Annotated in this window: 17 protein-coding genes and 1 riboswitch; of the genes, 12 read left to right on the top strand and 5 right to left on the bottom strand. The window is 29.3% G+C overall.

Features of this window, described 5'->3' with window-relative positions:
* Window positions 1-151 precede the first annotated feature (151 nt).
* From dapD to dapA (IC214_RS19620), 5 genes are all read right to left on the bottom strand, one after another.
* Complete coding sequence (dapD, locus tag IC214_RS19640; RefSeq protein ID WP_227433722.1) at window positions 152-868, bottom strand: 2,3,4,5-tetrahydropyridine-2,6-dicarboxylate N-acetyltransferase; 717 nt, start codon at window positions 866-868, stop codon at window positions 152-154.
* 195 nt (window positions 869-1063) lie between these two features.
* The gene (gene dapB, locus IC214_RS19635; protein ID WP_227433723.1) at window positions 1064-1813 is read right to left on the bottom strand and encodes a 4-hydroxy-tetrahydrodipicolinate reductase; all 750 of its coding nucleotides are present in this window, start codon (window positions 1811-1813) and stop codon (window positions 1064-1066) included.
* 67 nt (window positions 1814-1880) lie between these two features.
* Window positions 1881-2768: a 4-hydroxy-tetrahydrodipicolinate synthase gene (gene dapA / locus IC214_RS19630; protein ID WP_227433724.1), complete on the bottom strand. Its 888-nt coding sequence runs from the start codon at window positions 2766-2768 to the stop codon at window positions 1881-1883.
* A 115-nt stretch (window positions 2769-2883) separates the two neighbouring features.
* On the bottom strand, window positions 2884-3885 hold the full coding sequence (locus IC214_RS19625; protein ID WP_227433725.1) for an aspartate-semialdehyde dehydrogenase: 1002 nt from the start codon (window positions 3883-3885) through the stop codon (window positions 2884-2886).
* Window positions 3886-4058: 173 nt separating this feature from the next.
* Window positions 4059-4233: riboswitch (Lysine riboswitch) on the bottom strand.
* 77 nt (window positions 4234-4310) lie between these two features.
* Window positions 4311-5192, bottom strand: a complete 882-nt coding sequence (gene dapA / locus IC214_RS19620) for a 4-hydroxy-tetrahydrodipicolinate synthase (RefSeq protein ID WP_227433726.1) — start codon at window positions 5190-5192, stop codon at window positions 4311-4313.
* A gap of 323 nt (window positions 5193-5515) precedes the next feature.
* Here dapA (IC214_RS19620) and IC214_RS19615 point away from each other — a divergent pair, with 323 nt between their 5' ends.
* From IC214_RS19615 to IC214_RS19560, 12 genes are all read left to right on the top strand, one after another.
* On the top strand, window positions 5516-6709 hold the full coding sequence (locus IC214_RS19615) for an L-serine ammonia-lyase (protein ID WP_227433727.1): 1194 nt from the start codon (window positions 5516-5518) through the stop codon (window positions 6707-6709).
* A 206-nt stretch (window positions 6710-6915) separates the two neighbouring features.
* Window positions 6916-8034 carry an N-acetyldiaminopimelate deacetylase gene (locus IC214_RS19610; RefSeq protein ID WP_227433728.1) on the top strand — a complete coding sequence of 373 codons (1119 nt, stop codon included), beginning with the start codon at window positions 6916-6918 and terminating at the stop codon, window positions 8032-8034.
* Window positions 8035-8290: 256 nt separating this feature from the next.
* Window positions 8291-8524: a small, acid-soluble spore protein, alpha/beta type gene (locus tag IC214_RS19605; protein ID WP_227433989.1), complete on the top strand. Its 234-nt coding sequence runs from the start codon at window positions 8291-8293 to the stop codon at window positions 8522-8524.
* Window positions 8511-9257: a class I SAM-dependent DNA methyltransferase gene (locus IC214_RS19600; protein WP_227824470.1), complete on the top strand. Its 747-nt coding sequence runs from the start codon at window positions 8511-8513 to the stop codon at window positions 9255-9257. Before IC214_RS19605 ends, IC214_RS19600 begins: the two co-directional genes overlap by 14 nt.
* Before the next feature lie 171 nt (window positions 9258-9428).
* On the top strand, window positions 9429-10304 hold the full coding sequence (gene hslO / locus IC214_RS19595; protein WP_227433730.1) for an Hsp33 family molecular chaperone HslO: 876 nt from the start codon (window positions 9429-9431) through the stop codon (window positions 10302-10304).
* 357 nt (window positions 10305-10661) lie between these two features.
* Window positions 10662-11462: a PIG-L family deacetylase gene (locus tag IC214_RS19590; protein WP_227824468.1), complete on the top strand. Its 801-nt coding sequence runs from the start codon at window positions 10662-10664 to the stop codon at window positions 11460-11462.
* A gap of 257 nt (window positions 11463-11719) precedes the next feature.
* Window positions 11720-13960 (top strand): excinuclease ABC subunit UvrA, encoded by a 2241-nt coding sequence (locus tag IC214_RS19585; protein ID WP_227862859.1) that lies wholly within the window; start codon window positions 11720-11722, stop codon window positions 13958-13960.
* Window positions 13961-14324: 364 nt separating this feature from the next.
* A complete protein-coding gene (locus IC214_RS19580; RefSeq protein WP_227862860.1) occupies window positions 14325-15860 on the top strand; it encodes a glycine betaine ABC transporter substrate-binding protein in 1536 nt (511 codons plus the stop codon).
* 14 nt (window positions 15861-15874) lie between these two features.
* Window positions 15875-16636: an ABC transporter ATP-binding protein gene (locus IC214_RS19575; RefSeq protein WP_227481883.1), complete on the top strand. Its 762-nt coding sequence runs from the start codon at window positions 15875-15877 to the stop codon at window positions 16634-16636.
* 115 nt (window positions 16637-16751) lie between these two features.
* Window positions 16752-17165 (top strand): cupin domain-containing protein, encoded by a 414-nt coding sequence (locus tag IC214_RS19570; protein ID WP_227433735.1) that lies wholly within the window; start codon window positions 16752-16754, stop codon window positions 17163-17165.
* 181 nt (window positions 17166-17346) lie between these two features.
* Entirely contained in the window at window positions 17347-18039 is a 693-nt protein-coding gene (locus IC214_RS19565) for a response regulator transcription factor (RefSeq protein WP_227481884.1), read from the top strand.
* A 172-nt stretch (window positions 18040-18211) separates the two neighbouring features.
* Window positions 18212-19099: a sensor histidine kinase gene (locus tag IC214_RS19560; RefSeq protein WP_227862861.1), complete on the top strand. Its 888-nt coding sequence runs from the start codon at window positions 18212-18214 to the stop codon at window positions 19097-19099.
* Window positions 19100-19163: the final 64 nt, after the last annotated feature.

Genomic DNA, 19163 nt, shown 5'->3' with positions numbered 1-19163 from the left:
AGAAAATCAATAAATTAAAAATGTTTAAATTGCATGCAAGTAAATTAAGGTGATGTAACAAAGATAAATTAAATAGCTATAAAAAAGAGGGTGTCTCTAATGAATTAAATTCATATAGAGACACCTTTTAATCAATAATATTATTTTATAATTAGTCTAAGCTTCTAAGGTCTTCCATAAGTTTAGTCTTGTCAGCCGTTTTTTCGTCTTTCATTTTTATAACTTTAGCAGGAGAACCAGCAACAACAGCACCAGCTTCTACATCAGTAGTTACAACAGCACCAGCTGCAACAACAGCACCTTTACCGATTCTAACACCTTCAAGAACAACTGCATTAGCTCCTATTAAAACATCATCTTCAACTATAACAGGAGTAGCAGAAGGTGGCTCTAAAACACCAGCAACAACAGCACCAGCGCCTAAATGAACATTTTTACCAAGAGTACCTCTAGCACCAATAACAGCATTCATATCTACCATAGAACCTTCACCGATAACAGCTCCTATATTTATAACAGCTCCCATCATTACAACAGCATTTTTTTCTATAGTAACCATATCTCTTATTATTGCACCTGGTTCGATTCTTGCATGTTCACTTAAAGTATTTTTTAGAGGAATAGCAGAATTTCTTCTATCATATTCCACATGAGTATCTATTATATCGTTACCATGTTTATCTAATACTTCCATTATATCTTCATAGTCACCTACAAATACATAAGAACCATTGTTTCCAAATACTTTAAATTTATCAGTTGATTGGAAATGTAAAGAGTTAGTATTTACATATACTTTAACAGGTGTTTTCTTTTTAACTTCTTTTATATATCTTGCTATTTCATAAGCATCGTTTAAATTTACCATTTGTTAATTCTCCTTGTATTTCATTATATTTCTTTTATTATATACTCAGATATACTAATTTATCAACTTTAGTATATACTTACTACTATTTATTTTTTAATAGCATTATTATTTTAGCATAATATTGAGTAAATTTATTTGTTATATCATATATTTTTACTTGTTTATATTTTTTACTTGTGATATAGATTTTTACTATCCTAACATGCTATCCATGTTATAAAATCCTGGTTTTTGTTTAACCAAGTATTTAGCAGCAGCTATAGAACCACTTGCAAAAATACCACGAGATTGAGCTTGATGACTTATTGTAAGGACTTCATTATCTCCAGCAAATAGAGCATCATGTTCACCAACGATATTTCCACCTCTTATAGCGTGGATACCAACCTCATTTGGTTGTCTTTTTGCACTACGCCCATATCTACCATAATTATTTTCAACGTTTGGTAAAACCTCTTTTATAGCGTTAGCAATCATAACAGCTGTACCACTTGGGGCATCTACTTTTCTGTTGTGATGTTTTTCTATTATTTCTATATCGAATCCTTCTAATAATTTAGCTGCATCTTTAACCAATTTCACTAATACATTTACACCAAGAGACATATTATATGATTGGAATACAGGAATAACTTTAGCCGCTTCATGTATTCTATTAATTTCTTCATCATTATATCCAGTAGTAGCAATTACTAAAGGAGTTTTAGTTTTTAAAACATAAGATAAAATATTATCTAAATTAGAGTGATGAGAAAAATCTATAACTACATCAGCTTCTTCAACTATAGTATTCATATCTTCATAAATTTTAAGATTGCCTTCACAGCTATCCATACCTCTAGCTGCAACACAAACTAATTCTAGTTCACTATCATCTCTTATAGTATCGGCTAAAATCTTGCCCATTTTTCCATCATAACCAGTTGCTATAACTTTTAACATAATTTCCTCCTATGATTAAGGGCTAACTTTTGACCAAACTTAGTCTTTTATCATGCATTAATTTGTACTATGCATTAACTTTTAGTCCAAAGTTAACTAATTCTTTCTTTAATACCTCTAAGTTTGCTGGGTCCATTTCTGCTAGAGGAAGTCTTAAATCTCCAACATTGAATCCTAATAAATTCATTGCAGTCTTAACTGGTATAGGATTTACTTCTATAAATAAAGCAGCGATTAAAGCATCCATACCAAGTTGTAATTTTCTAGAACCTTCTATATCGCCTTCAAAGAATTTAGCCACTAAATCGTGTGTTTCTTGAGGGCAAACATTAGCAAGTACTGATATAACTCCTTGACCTCCTAAAGACAATAAAGGAAGTATAGTATCATCATTACCAGAGTAGATAGCAAAGTCGTCTGGAACTAAGCTAGCTATTTCTGCAACTTGTCCTAAGTCCCCACTAGCTTCCTTTACAGCAACTATATTATCTATCTTAGCAAGTTCAACTATGAGACTAGGGCTTATATTAACACAAGTTCTTCCAGGTACATTGTAAAGTATAATTGGAAGTTTAACACTGTTAGCGATTGTTTCAAAATGACGTTTAAGTCCAGCTTTATTGGCTTTATTGTAATAAGGAGTTATTATTAATAGAGCATCTACTCCTAATTTTTCAGCTTCTTGACTTAAATTAACTGAGTGCATAGTATCATTAGAACCACTTCCTGCGATAACAGGAACTCTTTTATTAACTTTTTCAACAACATACTTAATAGTAGCAAGTTGTTCTTCATCAGTCATAGTATTAGCTTCACCAGTAGTACCACAAGCTACTATAGCATCAGTACCGTTAGCGATTTGGTATTCAACTAATTCACCTAATTTGTCAAAATCAACTTTGCTATCCTTTGTAAATGGAGTAACTAGAGCAACAGCAGAACCTTTAAATATCATAAAAAATCAATCCCCTCTTTTTTAGTTTTGTGTTTTATATTACAGTTACTTCTAATGCTTATCTTTACTTATTATTAATATTTTACAAAATCATATATTTATACAAATTTGTATACTATACTAAATCATATGATATAGCCATTTCAGCTATTTGGATTGCATTAGTTGCAGCACCTTTTCTTATATTGTCAGCAACAACCCAAAGGTTTACACCATTATCAACACTAAAGTCTCTTCTAATTCTTCCAACAAACACTTCATCTCTATCATCAAATTCTACAGCAGTTGGATATTCATTTTTAGCAGGATTATCAACTACTACAACTCCTGGAGCTTCTTCAAGTGTTTTTACCAAGTCTTCTAATTCAAATGGATTATTAAACTCAATGTTTATAGATTCACTATGACCATTTTTTACTGGAACTCTTACAGTAGTTGCAGTTATTTTTAAGTCGTAGTTATCAAGTATTTTCATAGTTTCGTTTACCATTTTCATTTCTTCCTTAGTATATCCATTTTCAGTAAATGAATCTATATGAGGAAGACAGTTATAAGAAATTTGATGTGGATAGAATCCAGTAGGATTACCAGTCATTCCTTTTTCTAAATCTTCAACCCCTTTAACACCAGAACCAGATACAGCTTGGTAAGTAGAGTAAACAACTCTCTTAATTTTGTATTTGTCATCAAGAGGTTTAAGAGGAACCATAGCTTGTATAGTAGAGCAGTTTGGATTAGCTATTATACCTTTATGTTTTTTTATAGCTTCTGGATTTACCTCAGGAACAACCAAAGGAACATCTGGATTCATTCTCCATTGACTAGAGTTATCTACTACCAAGATTCCATTTGATGCAGCTATTGGAGCATATTTTTCACTAATGCTTCCTCCAGCAGAGAATAACGCTATTTGTATTCCTCTATCAGTAAATGAAGTTTCTTTTAATTCTTCTACTATATATTCTTTACCACAAAACATTACTTTAGAACCAGCAGATTTAGAAGAAGAGAATAAAAATAGATTTTCTATTGGAAAATTTCTTTCTTCTAATACTTTTAAAAATGTTCTACCTACCATTCCAGTAGCACCAACTATTGCCACATTTACTTTTTTCATATTAAATTCACCCCAATTTTTAATTATTAAAACATTATTTGATTTTAGCTATACAAGTAAGACATGTTAATATTTTTATATGTCTAAAAACTTTAATATTATATTAACAACTTTAATTATATACAAAAAACGTACAAAGGTATACTTTGTACGTCTAGTTTATCACTCAAAGTAAACCCTGTAGCTCATCACCTATACAAATAAGTGACAGTATTACACATCTTATGTGTAATCCCAGAAAATATTATTGCAAGAAATATTTTCTTCGGCTATAAATCCTTTTTCCAATCATTAACGCTTGCCAGCTCCTATTGGATACTCTTATTTACAGCTACCTCTACCCTAGGTTAATAGGATATTAAAATTTGATTATTCTAATAATAATACATATTTTAGAAAAAATCAACTTATTTATAGAAATATTGCTAAAATTTAAATCCAAAATTTGTCAATTCTTGTTTTAAGACATTAAGATTAGCTTCTTCCATTTCAGCTAAAGGAAGTCTTAAATCTCCAACATTAAAACCTAAAATATTCATAGCAGTTTTAACTGGAACTGGATTTACTTCTATAAATAAGGCGTCAATTAAAGTATCCATATCAAGTTGTAATTTTTTAGAGCCTTCAATGTCACCTTCAAAGAATTTAGTTACTAAGTCATGAGTTTCTTTAGGGCATATATTAGCAAGTACAGAGATAACACCACTTCCACCTAATGATAATAGAGGTAGTATAGTATCATCATTACCGGAGTATATAGCGAAGTCTTTAGGCACTAATTTAGCTATTTCTGCAACCTGAGCTAAATCTCCACTAGCTTCCTTCACAGCAACTATATTATCTATTTTAGCAAGCTCAGCCACAACAGATGGCTTTATATTTACCTTAGTTCTTCCTGGTACATTATATAAAATAATTGGTAATTTAACGCTTTTTGCTATTGTTTCAAAGTGAAGTTTAAGACCTTTTTCATTAGTCTTATTATAGTAAGGAGTTATGATTAAAAGACCATCCACTCCCAATTTTTCAGCTTCTTGGCTCATATGAACAGACAACATAGTATTGTTTGAACCAGTACCTGCTATAACTGGTATTCTCTTGTTGACTTTTTCAACTGTATATTTTATTACAGCAAAAATCTCAGATTCACTCATAGTAGTAGCTTCACCTGTTGTTCCACAAACAACTAGTGCATCTGTGTCATTTTCAATATGGTATTCGATTAATTCACCTAATTTTTCAAAGTTGACATTGTTATCCTCCATAAATGGGGTAACTAAAGCAACAGCAGAACCTTTAAATAACATATAATCAAATCTCCTTTTTTATTTAAATTTAATTTTTTAAGTACAATAATAATTATAGTACAAATTAATTAATTTTAATAGGTATAGTTAATATCTTAACTGTATAAAGTAAGATATTTATATTATATTAATATTAAAAAAATTTAAAATAAATGTTTTATTCTCAAAATATGCATATTAATTTAATAAAATATACCAAAATGGAAATAAAAAATAAATTTTATGCGAATTTAATAACTAATAATTAATATATTTAGGTTATAATAAATATGTGCGTAAAAATAAATAATAAGCATTAACATAGAAAATTTAGGAGGAATAATATGGATACTTTAAAGGAACTTTTTAAAATAGGAAGTGGACCTTCAAGTTCTCATACTATGGGGCCACAAAGAGCAGCGGAAAGATTTAAAAATGAAAATCCAGATGCAGAAAGTTTTAGAGCAATATTATATGGTAGTTTAGCTGCTACAGGAAAAGGTCACTTAACAGATTATATAATTGAAAAAACTATAGCTCCAAAGAAAGTTGAAATCGTTTGGGAGGAAGATATAATAAAAGATTTTCATCCAAATGGAATGAAGTTTGAAGCTTTAGATAAAGATGGAAATGTGACAGCTGAATGGACTGTATATTCTGTTGGTGGAGGAACTATAGCAGAAGAAGGTCAAAGAAACAGTAAAAGCAATAGTATATATCACTTAGACACTATGGATGAAATAGTGAAATGGTGTAAAGAAAATAATAAAACTTTAGTTGATTTTGTGTTAGAATGTGAACCATCTGATATAAAAGACTATATAAAAACTATAAAAGATGCTATGAGAAAATCTATTGATGATGGACTAAGCACAGATGAAGTAATACCAGGTAAATTATTATTAAAAAGAAGAGCAAATAATTTTTATAAAGCGTATCAAGAAGATAAAAGTTTTTCAACACTTGTATATGCATATGCACTAGCAGCTTCAGAGCAAAATGCTTCTGGTAATATAATAGTTACAGCACCGACTTGTGGTTCTGCTGGGGTAATACCAGGAATATTCTTTGCAATGCAAGATTTTTATAAATACGATGATGAAAAAATAATTGAAGCATTACTTGTAGCTGGAATAATTGGAAATATAATAAAAACTAATGCATCAATATCTGGTGCAGAAGTAGGATGTCAAGGTGAAGTTGGAGCAGCTTGTTCGATGGCAGCAGCGGCAGTAGCGTATTTAAAGGGAGGTACTATAGACCATATTGAATATGCAGCAGAGATAGCACTTGAACATCATCTAGGAATGACTTGTGACCCTGTATATGGATATGTTCAAATTCCATGTATAGAAAGAAATGCAATGGCAGCTCAAAGAGCTTATGATGCAGCTAAGTATGCATTATTAACTGATGGCTCACATTCTGTCTCCTTGGACCAAGTCGTTGAAACAATGAAAGAAACTGGTATCGATATGATGGATAAATACAAAGAAACTGCAAAAGGTGGACTTGCTAAACACTTCTTCTCTTGCTAAAATTAAAAATTTTTCAATAATAATTCCCCTGTTTTGATTTATGAAACAGGGGAATTATTATTAATGGTGAATTATTTAATAATGCAAAATATTTTTATATTCAATTTAGTTTTTTATTTTTAAATATGAAAGTATATTATATAATATTTTAATTATAAGAGATATAGAAATATTTTTATAATAAATTATAATTTGGAGGAGATTACATGAGAGAGGCATCGTATTTACAAGAACAACTTTACAAGCATAGGAATGCATTAAATCCTATTGCAGAAATTGGAAGAAAAGAGTATAAGACTTCAAAATATATAAGGGATTATCTTGATAAAATAGGAGTTGAATATGAAGTTTATTTAGAAACAGGAATAGTAGGTGTGATAGAAGGCAAAAGGCCAAGAAAAGATATAGCTTTTAGAGCTGATATAGATGGTCTTCGTAGTGAAGAAGGTGTAAAACACTTATGTGGCCATGATGGACATGCTACTATATTGCTTGGATTAATTGAGTATTTAAATGATAATAAAGAAGATTTAAATGATAATGTTGTATTTATATTCCAACCAGCAGAAGAAGGGCCAGGTGGAGCAAAAGCATTGATAGATGCAGGTGTGCTTAGAAAATACAATGTGGATGAGATATATGGGCTTCATATATACCCAGAATTACCAGAAGGTTATGTAGGTACAAGAGAAGGATACTTCATGGCTCAAATAGGAGATATTGATATAGAAATAGTATCTAAAAGTGGACATGGAGCTATGCCACAAAATGGAATTGATGGTATAGTGATAGCTTCAAACTTTATAAGTTCACTTCAAACTATAGTATCAAGAAATATAAGTCCAATAGACAATGCAGTGTTGACTATAGGTAGAATTGAAGGAGGGGCTAGAAGAAATATAATAGCTGAAAATATAAAGATGGAAGGCACTATTAGATGTTTTAATCCAGAAGTGTATGAGAGAATGAAACTTAGAGTTAAAGAACTTGCTAGAGGCTTTGAATTGTCTTATAACTGTAAGGTAAATATAAATATTATGGATGATTATATAGCTGTTAAAAATGATAAGGACTTGTATAAAGAGTTTGTAGAAGCTGTTGGAAAGGATACGGCCATAGAATTAGACCCACTTATGATATCAGAAGATTTCTCTTATTATCAAAAAGAAGTTCCAGGACTGTTCTTTATGTTGGGTTCAAGAAATGAAAAAAAAGGATTTGTAAATGGACTTCATAATATAAACTTTAACTTTGATGAAAAAATATGTGTGAATGCACTAAATGTCTATGCAAAACTATTAAAATATAAAAAAGCAATAGATTAAAATATATTCAGTTTTGTAATGAATAAGTTGTAGATAGCTTATATAAAAAGGTCAATTTTTTTGGTAAGACTGTAAATAACATATATTAAAATTATAAATAACACATACTTAGAAAGAATAATTTTAAAAAGTCATAAATTTAAAATACTTACATTTAAAAACATATGAATTGATAAATACCCCTTACTTATTTGTATAAATTTCTTTTAATTGACAAAAATACAAATAAGAAGGGGTGATTTTTTTGAAAGAAAATATGAAAAGAGAAAAGAAGATAACTAATGGCAAGAATACTAAAATATTGACAAATGATGATATAATGAAATATGAGATAGCCTCTGAACTAGGTCTTATGGACAAAGTTGGAGAACGTGGGTGGGCAGGACTTACAGCTAAAGAAGCTGGAAGAATTGGAGGTATGCTTACATCACGCAAAAAGAGGCTGAGAAAGATTGTGGAGGGGCAGAATAAAAAGGATGAGTCAATATAGTGATTTTGCGTTTGTATATGATGAACTTATGAATGAAGTTGATTATGATGGATGGGTTAAATATATAGAAGATATAATAGCTAATGAAGGTGTAAAAGTAAAAAATATATTGGAATTAGCATGTGGTACAGGTAATCTCACAATTCCATTAACTAAAAAGAGCTATGATATAGCTGGAATTGATATATCTGATGAAATGCTTAGTGTAGCAAGAGAAAAGGCAGAAAAAGAAGGCGTAGAGTTAGTTTTACTTCAACAAGATATATCAGAGCTGGACTTTGATATATCCGATTTGGATTGTGTACTTTGTGCTTGTGATGGATTTAATTATATAACTTATGATGATGATTTAGAAAATGTATTTTCAAAAACATATGAATTATTAAAGAAAGATGGAATCTTTATATTTGATATAAGTTCATTTTATAAATTAGCCAATATATTAGGAAATAATATGTATGGAGAAAACCGAGAAGATATAGCTTATATGTGGCAAAATTACTTTGATGATGAAGAAAATTTGATTGAAATGGAACTGACATTTTTTATTAAAGATGAAGATGGAAAGTTTGAAAGATTTGAAGAAGTACATCAACAAAGGGCATATACTGAGGATGAAATAATTGATATGCTTAAAAAATCTGGATTTAGGGATATAAAATCTTATGGAGATTTTACATTTGAAAAACCTAATGAAGAAAGTCAAAGGATATTCTTTGTATGTAAAAAATAAGGCTTTTATTGTTGTGTACAAAAAGAAGTGTTATTAATATAAAATATTATTGGTAAAAATAAAAAAGGTAAAGTTTTCTGTATTAAAAATTAAAGTAATTTAAAGTAGTAATATAGAAAAAAATAATAGTATAGAAAAATAGTATGATTAACAAAATGTGGAGGAATACAGATGAAAGATTATGTACTAAGAGCGACATCAGGAAATGGTCAAGTTAGAGCATTTGTTGCAACTACTAGAAATACAGTAGAAGAAGCTAGAAGATTACATGAAACTACAAAAGTAGCAACAGCAGCACTTGGTAGAACATTAACAGCAACATCTATAATGGGATTGATGATGAAAAATGACAGTGATAAATTGACTGTAATAATAAAAGGTGGTGGACCAATTGGAACTATCATCGCAACAGCAAATTCTAAGGGGATAGTAAAAGGCTATGTAGGAAATCCTCATGTAGAAGTTGAAGATTATCCAAATGGAAAGTTGAATGTTGCAGCAGCAGTGGGGACAGAAGGTGTTGTAAAAGTTATTAAAGACTTAGGTCTTAGAGAGCCATATAATGGAACTTATCCATTAGTAAGTGGAGAAATTGCAGAAGACTTTACTTATTACTTTGCAGTGTCAGAACAAACTCCATCAGTGGTAGCTTTAGGTGTTCTTACAAAAGAGGATGAAGTTGAGTTTGCTGGAGGCTTTATAGTTCAATTAATGCCAGATGCAGAAGAAGAAACTATCGCAAAATTAGAAGAAAATGTAGCTAAATTACCTTCAATAACTAATATGTTAAAGGAAGGAAACTTACCAGAAGATATATTAAATAGAGTTTTAGATGGTTTAGAGCCTAAAGTACTTGATACTTGTGAAGTTGGATTTGAGTGTGAGTGCTCAAAGGAAAGAGTGAAAACTGCTTTAGTGGCAATAGGGAAAAAATCTTTGGCTCAAATAATAGAAGAAGATAAACAGGCAGAAGTTGGATGTCAGTTCTGTAACGAGAAATATATGTATAGTGAAGAAGAGTTGATTGAAATTTTAAAGGAAATGTAGAATAAAATGAATGTGGAATATTAAAATAGTAGCATTAATAGTGAAATATTAAAATATCAGTATTAATATAGAAATTTAAATATAATTCATTAAAAATAAGAATTATATGTTAAAGATGTTAAGAAAGAAATCTAAGATATGTTGAGAAAGATAAACTTAATAAATTTTAAGAATTAAAGGGCTTTCTAATTGCAGTATTTGTAATATTGCGATTGGAGAGCTTTTTTAGTTTATTGTGCCTTGTGTCAAAGATTGTATAAAGCTACAAATTATTGTAAAATAATTTGTGTATTTTAACCTATTTACAACAAAAATTTACAAGATATTTGAATTGATAAAAAGGAGAAAATTTTAAGAATGGAAAACAAAAAAAAGCACATAGTCATAAGTATATTAATACTGTTTATGATATTTATAATGGCTATTAACCTTAATGGTAAACTTGAGACACCTATTCCACAGAGCAATAGCAGAAAATTTAAATCTAATGCTGTATTTTACCCACAGCATCAAGATGATGAAGTCTTATGGGGAGGAAGTGCTATTGTTAATGCAATAAAACAATGTGGAACTGATAATGTATATGTTGTGTTGGTATCAGATGGCTCTGGAGTGAACGTTTTTAGAGCTAATACTAAATTTAGAAATTTAACTAGGAAGCAAAAGGAAGAGCTTAGGAACAATGAATTTAAGTCAGCACTAAAAGAGCTTGGAGTAAAACAACAAAATATAATTATACTTGCTGATATAGATAAAAAAGAGGGGACACATTATAAGTTAATGGAAAAGACAATATTAGATTTTGAACATAAATTTAAGGGTGATGTCACTCATATAGCTCATCATTATAAGTACGATGACCATATAATGCATAGAAAAAATGGTGCAGTTTTAAAGAAGCTTAAACGTGAACGTAAGATAAAAGATGACTTGTATTTTATAAAACCAAAATATGTAAAGTACATACCAAGAAATGAAAGAGCTATTTATAAAGCAACTAATTTTAATGATTATAGTAAGGTCAAAAGTGCGTGTTATGAATATAAGGTTGTAAATTCAAAACGAAAAATGTATGGTATAGGGTATATCTCAGCACATAGCTATTTTGAAAACCTTTTAAATGACCCTGAACTTACGTCTGTGTTAAGTGAAGATTAAAGTAATTTACATAAAGGTATCTTAAAAATATTATTTACTAATGATAAAAAAGTATTTGAGGATAATAAGAATATATTATGATTAGACAAGGTTTAGTATCTCAGTTATGATTTTAAAAATCATTTTGAGGTACTTTTTTTATGCTCTTAATAAGTTTATATAGACTTTTTATATGAAATTTTAAACCCTACAGTATACAACCAAGGGATAGGTCACGTGCTATAATTTGCTATAAAAACAATTTAGGAGGGTAACGTATGGGTAATGAATTTATAGTTTTAAAAGGATGTAAGGAAAATAATCTAGATAATATTTCATTAAAAATACCAAAAAGAAAAATAACTATATTTACAGGTGTATCTGGTTCTGGAAAATCATCTATTGTTTTTGAAACAATTGCAAAAGAATCACAACGTCAATTAAATGAGAGATTTAGTACTTTTGTAAGAAGTTTTTTACCTAAGTATGGAGAAGTTAAAGCTGATTGTATAGAAAATTTATCAACACCGATTATTATAGACCAAAGTAGACTTGGAGGTAATTCAAGGTCAACCTTAGGTACTATCACAGATGTAAATTCCTTTTTAAGGGCTTTATATTCTAGATTTGGAAGCAAGCATATAGGTAATGCTAACATGTTTTCCTTTAATGATGTCAATGGTATGTGTCCAGATTGTCATGGGCTTGGGAAAAAACTAATACCTAACATGAAGCATATTCTTGATATGAATAAATCGCTAAATGAGGGTGCTATTTTGCTTTCAGGTTTCGGAGTGGGTTCTTGGCACTGGAATATATTTGCCGAATCAGGATACTTTAATATTGATAAGAAAATATGTGATTATTCAGAGAAAGAGCTGAAAAAATTTTTATATGGTGAGCCAGAAAAGATTACAGTAGAAGAAACTGGAAAAATAAATATGACATATGAAGGCTTAATGGTTAAGTTTAATCGTCTATATCTAAGTAAAGAAGGAGAAATTTCTGAGACTACTAAGAAAAAATTGAGTAAACTCCTTATAGAAGACAAGTGTCCTGTTTGCAATGGAAGAAGACTTCATGAAAGCGTATATAAATCTTTAATTAATGGCTACAATATTGCAGACTTGACAAGTATGCAACTTGATGAATTAGTTAAGGTTATTAAAGATATAAATGAGCCAGAAGCACAACCTCTACTTAAAGGAATACTAGAAAAACTAAATAACATCATAGATATAGGTCTAGGGTACTTAACTTTAGATAGGGAAACATCATCACTATCAGGTGGAGAATCTCAGCGTGTAAAGATGGTAAAATATTTAAATAGTAACCTTGTAGATTTGATGTATATTTTTGATGAGCCAAGTATAGGTCTTCATCCAAGAGATGTTTATAAATTAAATAATCTTCTAAGAAAATTACGTGATAAAGGAAATACAATTATAGTTGTTGAGCATGACCCAGATGTTATTAAAATTGCAGACCACATTGTAGATGTAGGTCCAAAAGCTGGTAGGTATGGGGGTAAAGTTGTATATGAAGGAAGTTATGAAAAGTTGCTTTCAAGTGGGACATTGACAGGAAATGCCTTAAATAAAGCTCTTTCTATTAAGGAAAATGTAAGAGAACATAGAGGATATTTAGAGGTTAAAGATTGTAATCAAAACAATTTAAAAAATATATCTATAAAGATACCTAAAGGTGTATTAACTTTAGTGACAGGAGTAGCAGGGGCTGGTAAGAGTACATTAATTAAACATGAATTTTTAAAGCAAAATACAGATGCTGTATTAATAGACCAAAGCCCTGTATCAGCTAATTCTAGGTCAAGCTTAGCAACATATAGTGGAATTATGAACGATATAAGAAACAGTTTTGCAAAAGTAAATGGTGTTAAAGCGTCTTTGTTTAGCTCAAACTCAGAAGGAGCTTGTGATAATTGTAAAGGCTCTGGAACAGTACAAACAAATCTTGCATTTATGGAAAGTATAAAAAGTACTTGCAATATTTGTGAAGGAAAAAAATTTAAAAAAGAAGTTTTAGAATATAGATTTCAAGGGCAAAATATAATAGAAATTCTTGAAATGTCAGTTTCAGATGCGATTGAATTTTTTAGTCTAAAACAGATTAAAAAGAAATTACAGTGCATTGAAAAAATGGGAATCGGATACCTTACTTTAGGGCAAACTCTGGATACATTATCTGGAGGAGAGTGTCAAAGATTAAAGCTTGCTAATGAATTAAATAAGGAAAGTTCAGTGTATATATTAGATGAACCGACAACAGGTCTTCATATGGCTGACATTGAAAATTTTATAAGTATAATTGAAGAGATTGTAGATAATGGAAATACAGTTATCATAATTGAACATAATATAGATATAATTAAAAGAGCAGATTGGATTATTGATATGGGTCCTGAGGGAGGGACAAAAGGTGGGAAAGTAATCTTTGAAGGAACTCCAAAACAATTGTCTAACAATAAAATATCGCTAACAGCAAAATATATAGTATAATAAATAAAATACAATAAATATAGATGATATATGAGTAAATATAATGGGTATATAATATGATAGTTAAGTTTAACAATAATAAATAATATGATAAATATTCAAATTTAATTAAATATAGTGTCAGAAATCCGTTTAAATAGCAAGTTTTTAACGGTTCTGACATTTTTTATTATTTTCATGAAGATTGACAAGGTAGGATTTTCTATTAGTTACTTTTTAGTGTCTACTTGAAAGTTTTATATTATGACCTTAACATGTAATTTATGGAATAATTTACTTAGTGTAGTAAGATGCAGTCTATAACTAAACTATAATTTTATAATTTGAATCTTATTAAGTAAAACTCATAAAAGGAGTGTAAGTAATGCTAAACGATATGCTAACGCTATTATCTGAAAGAAGTGATTTTTTTATAAAACTATCCATCGAACATTTGACAATTTCTATTATTTCTATAATAATTGCAATTGTTTTAGGTGGTATAATTGGTATCATTGTAAGTGAATTTCACAAGTCTTCTAAGCCCATCTTGGGGACTATCAATTTTCTATACACTATACCATCTATTTCTATGTTAGGTTTTTTGATACCATTATCTGGAATTGGAAATACTACAGCTGTTATTGCTCTTACTATATATGCATTATTACCTATGGTTAGAAATACATATACTGGAATTACTAACGTAGATAAAAATATACTTAAAGCAGCGAAAGGTATGGGAAGTACAGACTTTCAGATACTATATAAAATAAAACTTCCACTAGCCTTACCTGTTATTATGTCTGGGATTAGAAACATGGTTATTATGACAATTGCATTGACTGGTATCGCTTCATTTATAGGTGCTGGTGGTCTGGGGGTAGCTATATATAGAGGAATCACAACAAACAACACAGTAATGACAGTCACTGGAAGCATTCTTATTGCTCTATTGGCTTTGTTATTTGATTTTATTCTAGGATTAGTAGAAAGATTTTTACAAAGAAAAAGAAAAAAGAAAAATAGGAAAAAAGTATTTGCCATTCTAGGAAGTCTTATCCTCATAACAACTATCTTTACATCTTATTTTTTTAACTCTGCAAAGACTCAAACTATTCATATTGCTACAAAACCAATGACTGAACAATATATTCTTGGTGAAATGTTGGATATTTTAATTGAAAAAAATACAGATTTAAAAGTAGAAATTACACAAGGTGTAGGCGGAGGAACATCCAATATTCAGCCAGCTATGGAGAATGGAGAATTTGATATTTATCCAGAGTATACAGGGACAGGATGGAATATGGTACTGAATAAAAATGAATTATACACTGAAAATATGTTTGAGAAATTACAATCTGAATATAAAACTAAACTTAAAATGCAGTGGACTGGGATGTATGGTTTTTCTAATAGTTATGCGTTGGCAGTCAGAAAAGAAATTGCAGATAAATATAAATTAAAGAATATCTCAGATTTGAGAGATATATCTTCTAAATTGACATTTGGTGCAGAGTATGATTTTTATGAAAGAGAAGATGGCTATACTCCACTATGTAATACCTATGACTTACACTTTAAAAACACAGTTGATTTAGATATTGGACTTAAATATCAGGCAATCAATGAGGGAAAAATTGATGTAATGCCTATATTTACAACTGATGGTCAGTATAGTGTTTCAGATGTTGTAGTTTTAAATGATGATAAAAGCTTTTATCCATCTTATCAATGTGGAAATGTTATTCGTTCAGAGGTGTTAGAGGAACATCCAGAACTTTCAAAAGTATTTCAGATGGTTAAAAATATTTTAACTGATAAAGAGATGGCTAAATTGAATTACGATGTAGAAAATAATAATTTAGAGCCTAGAGAAGTTGCACGTGAGTTTTTGAACAAAAAGGGACTTTTATAATTGGAGGAAATATAATGACACCTATTATACAATTTAAAAATATTGAAAAACAATATAATGATAAAACAATCATAAATAATCTAAATTTAGATATAGAAAAAGGAGAATTTTTAACTGTTATTGGGTCATCTGGAAGTGGAAAAACAACACTTCTAAAAATGATTAATGGTCTTATTTTGCCAGATGGAGGAGATATTTTAATTAATAAAACAGACATTAAAAATGAGGACTTAATTAAATTAAGAAGAAAAATAGGCTATTGTGTGCAGGGAAGTGTTCTTTTTCCTCATATGACTGTTGAAGAAAATATTTCATATGTGCCAAATCTCCTTAATCGAAAAAATAAGTTAGAGATAAAAAATGCTGTAGACAAATGGATGCAAATCGTGGGATTACCAAATGATATGAAAACAAGATACCCATCTGAATTATCAGGTGGTCAGCAACAGCGTGTAGGGATTGCACGTGCTTTAGCTTCTTCACCAGAAATCTTATTGATGGATGAACCTTTTGGAGCTGTTGATGAAATTACACGAAAACAGTTACAAAAAGAGATAAAAGAAATTCATAAAAAAACAGGAATTACGATTATCTTTATTACACATGATATTTATGAGGCCTTGATTTTGGGTACAAAAACTTTAGTATTGAATCATGGAGTCATTCAACAATATGATACTCCTGAAAATATTTTAAATGCTCCTGCGAATCAATTTGTAGACCAATTACTGAATGTAAAAAAATCTATAACAAGTTATGATGACTTAAAAGAATAAAGTTAATCCAAAAATTAAATTATGATAATACTGAAAAGCTATTGACCTTGAGTTAACTTTAAGTCGTATACTAAAAATGTAAGAATAGTTAAGCAAGGCATAGGAGGTATTAAATATGGATAGAGAAAGAGACTTAGGTACAGGAGCAGTTTTCCCTATTGGGGAAGAAAACAAAGCATTTGCACAGTATTTTACAGGAGAATGTTATTTAAATATGCTTACTACTAAGGGTGTGGGAATTGGTAATGTGACTTTTGCTCCTTCTACAATCAATTCATGGCACATACATCATAAGGGTGGACAGATTTTACTTGTAACTGGAGGTAGAGGATATTATCAAGAGTTTGGAAAACCAGCTCAGGAATTGCATGCAGGTGATGTAGTTAATATACCACCAGATGTAAAACACTGGCATGGAGCTGCACCAGATAGTTGGTTTCAGCATCTAGCTGTAGAAGTACCAGCAGAGGGAGCCTTCAATGAATGGTTGGAGCCTGTATCTGATGAAGACTATGGTAAACTAAAATAGAATATTTATAAACTTATAAAAAATGAAGAGTGTATATTAGTTAAAATTACTAAATATACACTCTTTTTATTTTGAATTAATGAAAACTTAAGAGAATAATAGTTTTTTAGAAAATAAAATTAGTATAATAAAATAGGAAACTCAATGATTTAATGTGTATAAAAAATATGGAGGAAATAAAATGGAAACTATAATGGTTGTAGAAGATGATATTATGCTTAATAATGGTATATGTTTTAACTTACAAAGTGATGGATTTCGAGTTGTACCAACATATAGTCTAAAAGAAGCTAAAGAGAAATTTGAGAAAGAAAAAATAGATTTAATGATATTAGATGTAAATCTTCCTGATGGAAATGGATTTGACTTGTGCAAGGAAATAAGAGCTAGCTCAAAAGTAGGTATTCTGTTTTTGACAGCATGTGATATGGAATCTGATATTGTAAATGGATTTAAGATAGGAGCAGATGATTACATAACAAAGCCATTTAGTATAAACATATTGATACAAAGAATAAAAGCACTGCTTAGAAGATGTAATGTTGAAATACAAGAAGAGGTCTTATTTGAGGGAGAATTTGAATTTAATTTTGATAATATGATTGTAACTAGAAATAGCGAAAATATAATCCTTTCACCTATAGAATATAGAATTCTAAAGAAATTGGTGCAACATAAAAATGAAATAGTTACAAGACAAGCATTGATAGATGCAATATGGGACAATGATAGTGAGTATATGGAAGAACATGCATTGACTGTAAATATAAATAGATTGAGAAAGAGAATAGACCAGAAAACATCAAAGCATAAGTACATAAGAACTATTTATGGAATAGGTTATATGTGGGTTGGTGAACAAGATGAAAAATAATAAAAGTTTAAATAAGAACTATTACAAGAACATTTCTATTATATATTTCATAGTATCATGTTTATCCTTAATAATAATAAGAATGCAAACTAACAAAATTTTATATGTGCATCCTGACTTAGCTGAATTTATTGTAAATATTAATTGTATAATTTTAATTTTTATATTTACTATGTTTTTTATATCGTTATTTTTTGTATATAAAATAAGAAAAGACATAGTTGAATTTAGTAGTAATATCATATATAACATAGATGAATTTATATCGGGTAATAAAAATATGCACTTTGATTTAAATAAAGATACTTTAACTGCAAAAGTTCAAAATAAAATTAAATATATGATAGAGGTTATGGAAGTTAAAAACAGCAAGTATTCAGAGGAAAAAGAAAATATAAAAACTTTAATATCAGATATATCGCATCAAATAAAAATACCAATAGCTAATATATCTATGTATAATGAGACTCTAATACAAAAAGAGTTAGATAGAAAGAATCAAGTATTGTTTTTAGAAAACATGCAAAGTCAGGTAAATAAATTGGACTGGCTGGGAAAAGCACTTATAAAAATTTCTAGGTTAGAAACTGGTATTATATCTTTGAATACGACTAAAAGCAGAATAAGTGATACTATTGCAAGTGCATTAAGTGGAGTCTTTTTAAAATTAGAAGAAAAAAATATATTACTAGAAATTGATTTAGATGATAAAATTGAAGTTTGTCACGATAAGAAGTGGACTAGTGAAGCTTTATTTAATATTATAGAAAATGCAGTAAAGTATACCAATGAGGAAGGAAAGATAAGTATAAAGACTGATAAAATGGATATATTCACTAAAATTATCATAAGTGACAATGGAATGGGTATAGATGAGAGTGAAATAAACAATATATTTAAAAGGTTCTATAGAAGTAGAGAAGTTGGGAATATAGAAGGTATTGGAGTTGGATTGTACTTAGCAAGAGAAATTATAAATAAACAGAATGGATATATAAAAGTAGATTCTCAAAAAAATATTGGAACTACATTTAATATTTATATGAAAAATTATACTTAGCATTTATTTAAAATTGATGCTTATAATATATAACTTGAAAATAAAATCAAAAATTCTTAGAAGT

Source organism: Clostridioides sp. ES-S-0190-01, assembly GCF_020658275.1.
Lineage (GTDB): Bacteria > Bacillota > Clostridia > Peptostreptococcales > Peptostreptococcaceae > Clostridioides.
This window is presented reverse-complemented; position numbering and strand designations above follow the sequence as displayed.

Coding starts and splice junctions, on each gene's coding strand:
- IC214_RS19570 (WP_227433735.1), top strand. CDS start 16,752: ATGGATAGAGAAAGAGACTTAGGTACAGGAGCAGTTTTCCCTATTGGG.
- IC214_RS19575 (WP_227481883.1), top strand. CDS start 15,875: ATGACACCTATTATACAATTTAAAAATATTGAAAAACAATATAATGAT.
- IC214_RS19585 (WP_227862859.1), top strand. CDS start 11,720: ATGGGTAATGAATTTATAGTTTTAAAAGGATGTAAGGAAAATAATCTA.
- IC214_RS19580 (WP_227862860.1), top strand. CDS start 14,325: ATGCTAAACGATATGCTAACGCTATTATCTGAAAGAAGTGATTTTTTT.
- hslO (WP_227433730.1), top strand. CDS start 9,429: ATGAAAGATTATGTACTAAGAGCGACATCAGGAAATGGTCAAGTTAGA.
- IC214_RS19615 (WP_227433727.1), top strand. CDS start 5,516: ATGGATACTTTAAAGGAACTTTTTAAAATAGGAAGTGGACCTTCAAGT.
- IC214_RS19600 (WP_227824470.1), top strand. CDS start 8,511: ATGAGTCAATATAGTGATTTTGCGTTTGTATATGATGAACTTATGAAT.
- dapB (WP_227433723.1), bottom strand. CDS start 1,813: ATGTTAAAAGTTATAGCAACTGGTTATGATGGAAAAATGGGCAAGATT.
- IC214_RS19565 (WP_227481884.1), top strand. CDS start 17,347: ATGGAAACTATAATGGTTGTAGAAGATGATATTATGCTTAATAATGGT.
- IC214_RS19610 (WP_227433728.1), top strand. CDS start 6,916: ATGAGAGAGGCATCGTATTTACAAGAACAACTTTACAAGCATAGGAAT.
- dapA (WP_227433724.1), bottom strand. CDS start 2,768: ATGATATTTAAAGGTTCTGCTGTTGCTCTAGTTACTCCATTTACAAAG.
- dapA (WP_227433726.1), bottom strand. CDS start 5,192: ATGTTATTTAAAGGTTCTGCTGTTGCTTTAGTTACCCCATTTATGGAG.
- IC214_RS19560 (WP_227862861.1), top strand. CDS start 18,212: ATGTTTTTTATATCGTTATTTTTTGTATATAAAATAAGAAAAGACATA.
- IC214_RS19625 (WP_227433725.1), bottom strand. CDS start 3,885: ATGAAAAAAGTAAATGTGGCAATAGTTGGTGCTACTGGAATGGTAGGT.
- IC214_RS19590 (WP_227824468.1), top strand. CDS start 10,662: ATGGAAAACAAAAAAAAGCACATAGTCATAAGTATATTAATACTGTTT.
- IC214_RS19605 (WP_227433989.1), top strand. CDS start 8,291: ATGAAAAGAGAAAAGAAGATAACTAATGGCAAGAATACTAAAATATTG.
- dapD (WP_227433722.1), bottom strand. CDS start 868: ATGGTAAATTTAAACGATGCTTATGAAATAGCAAGATATATAAAAGAA.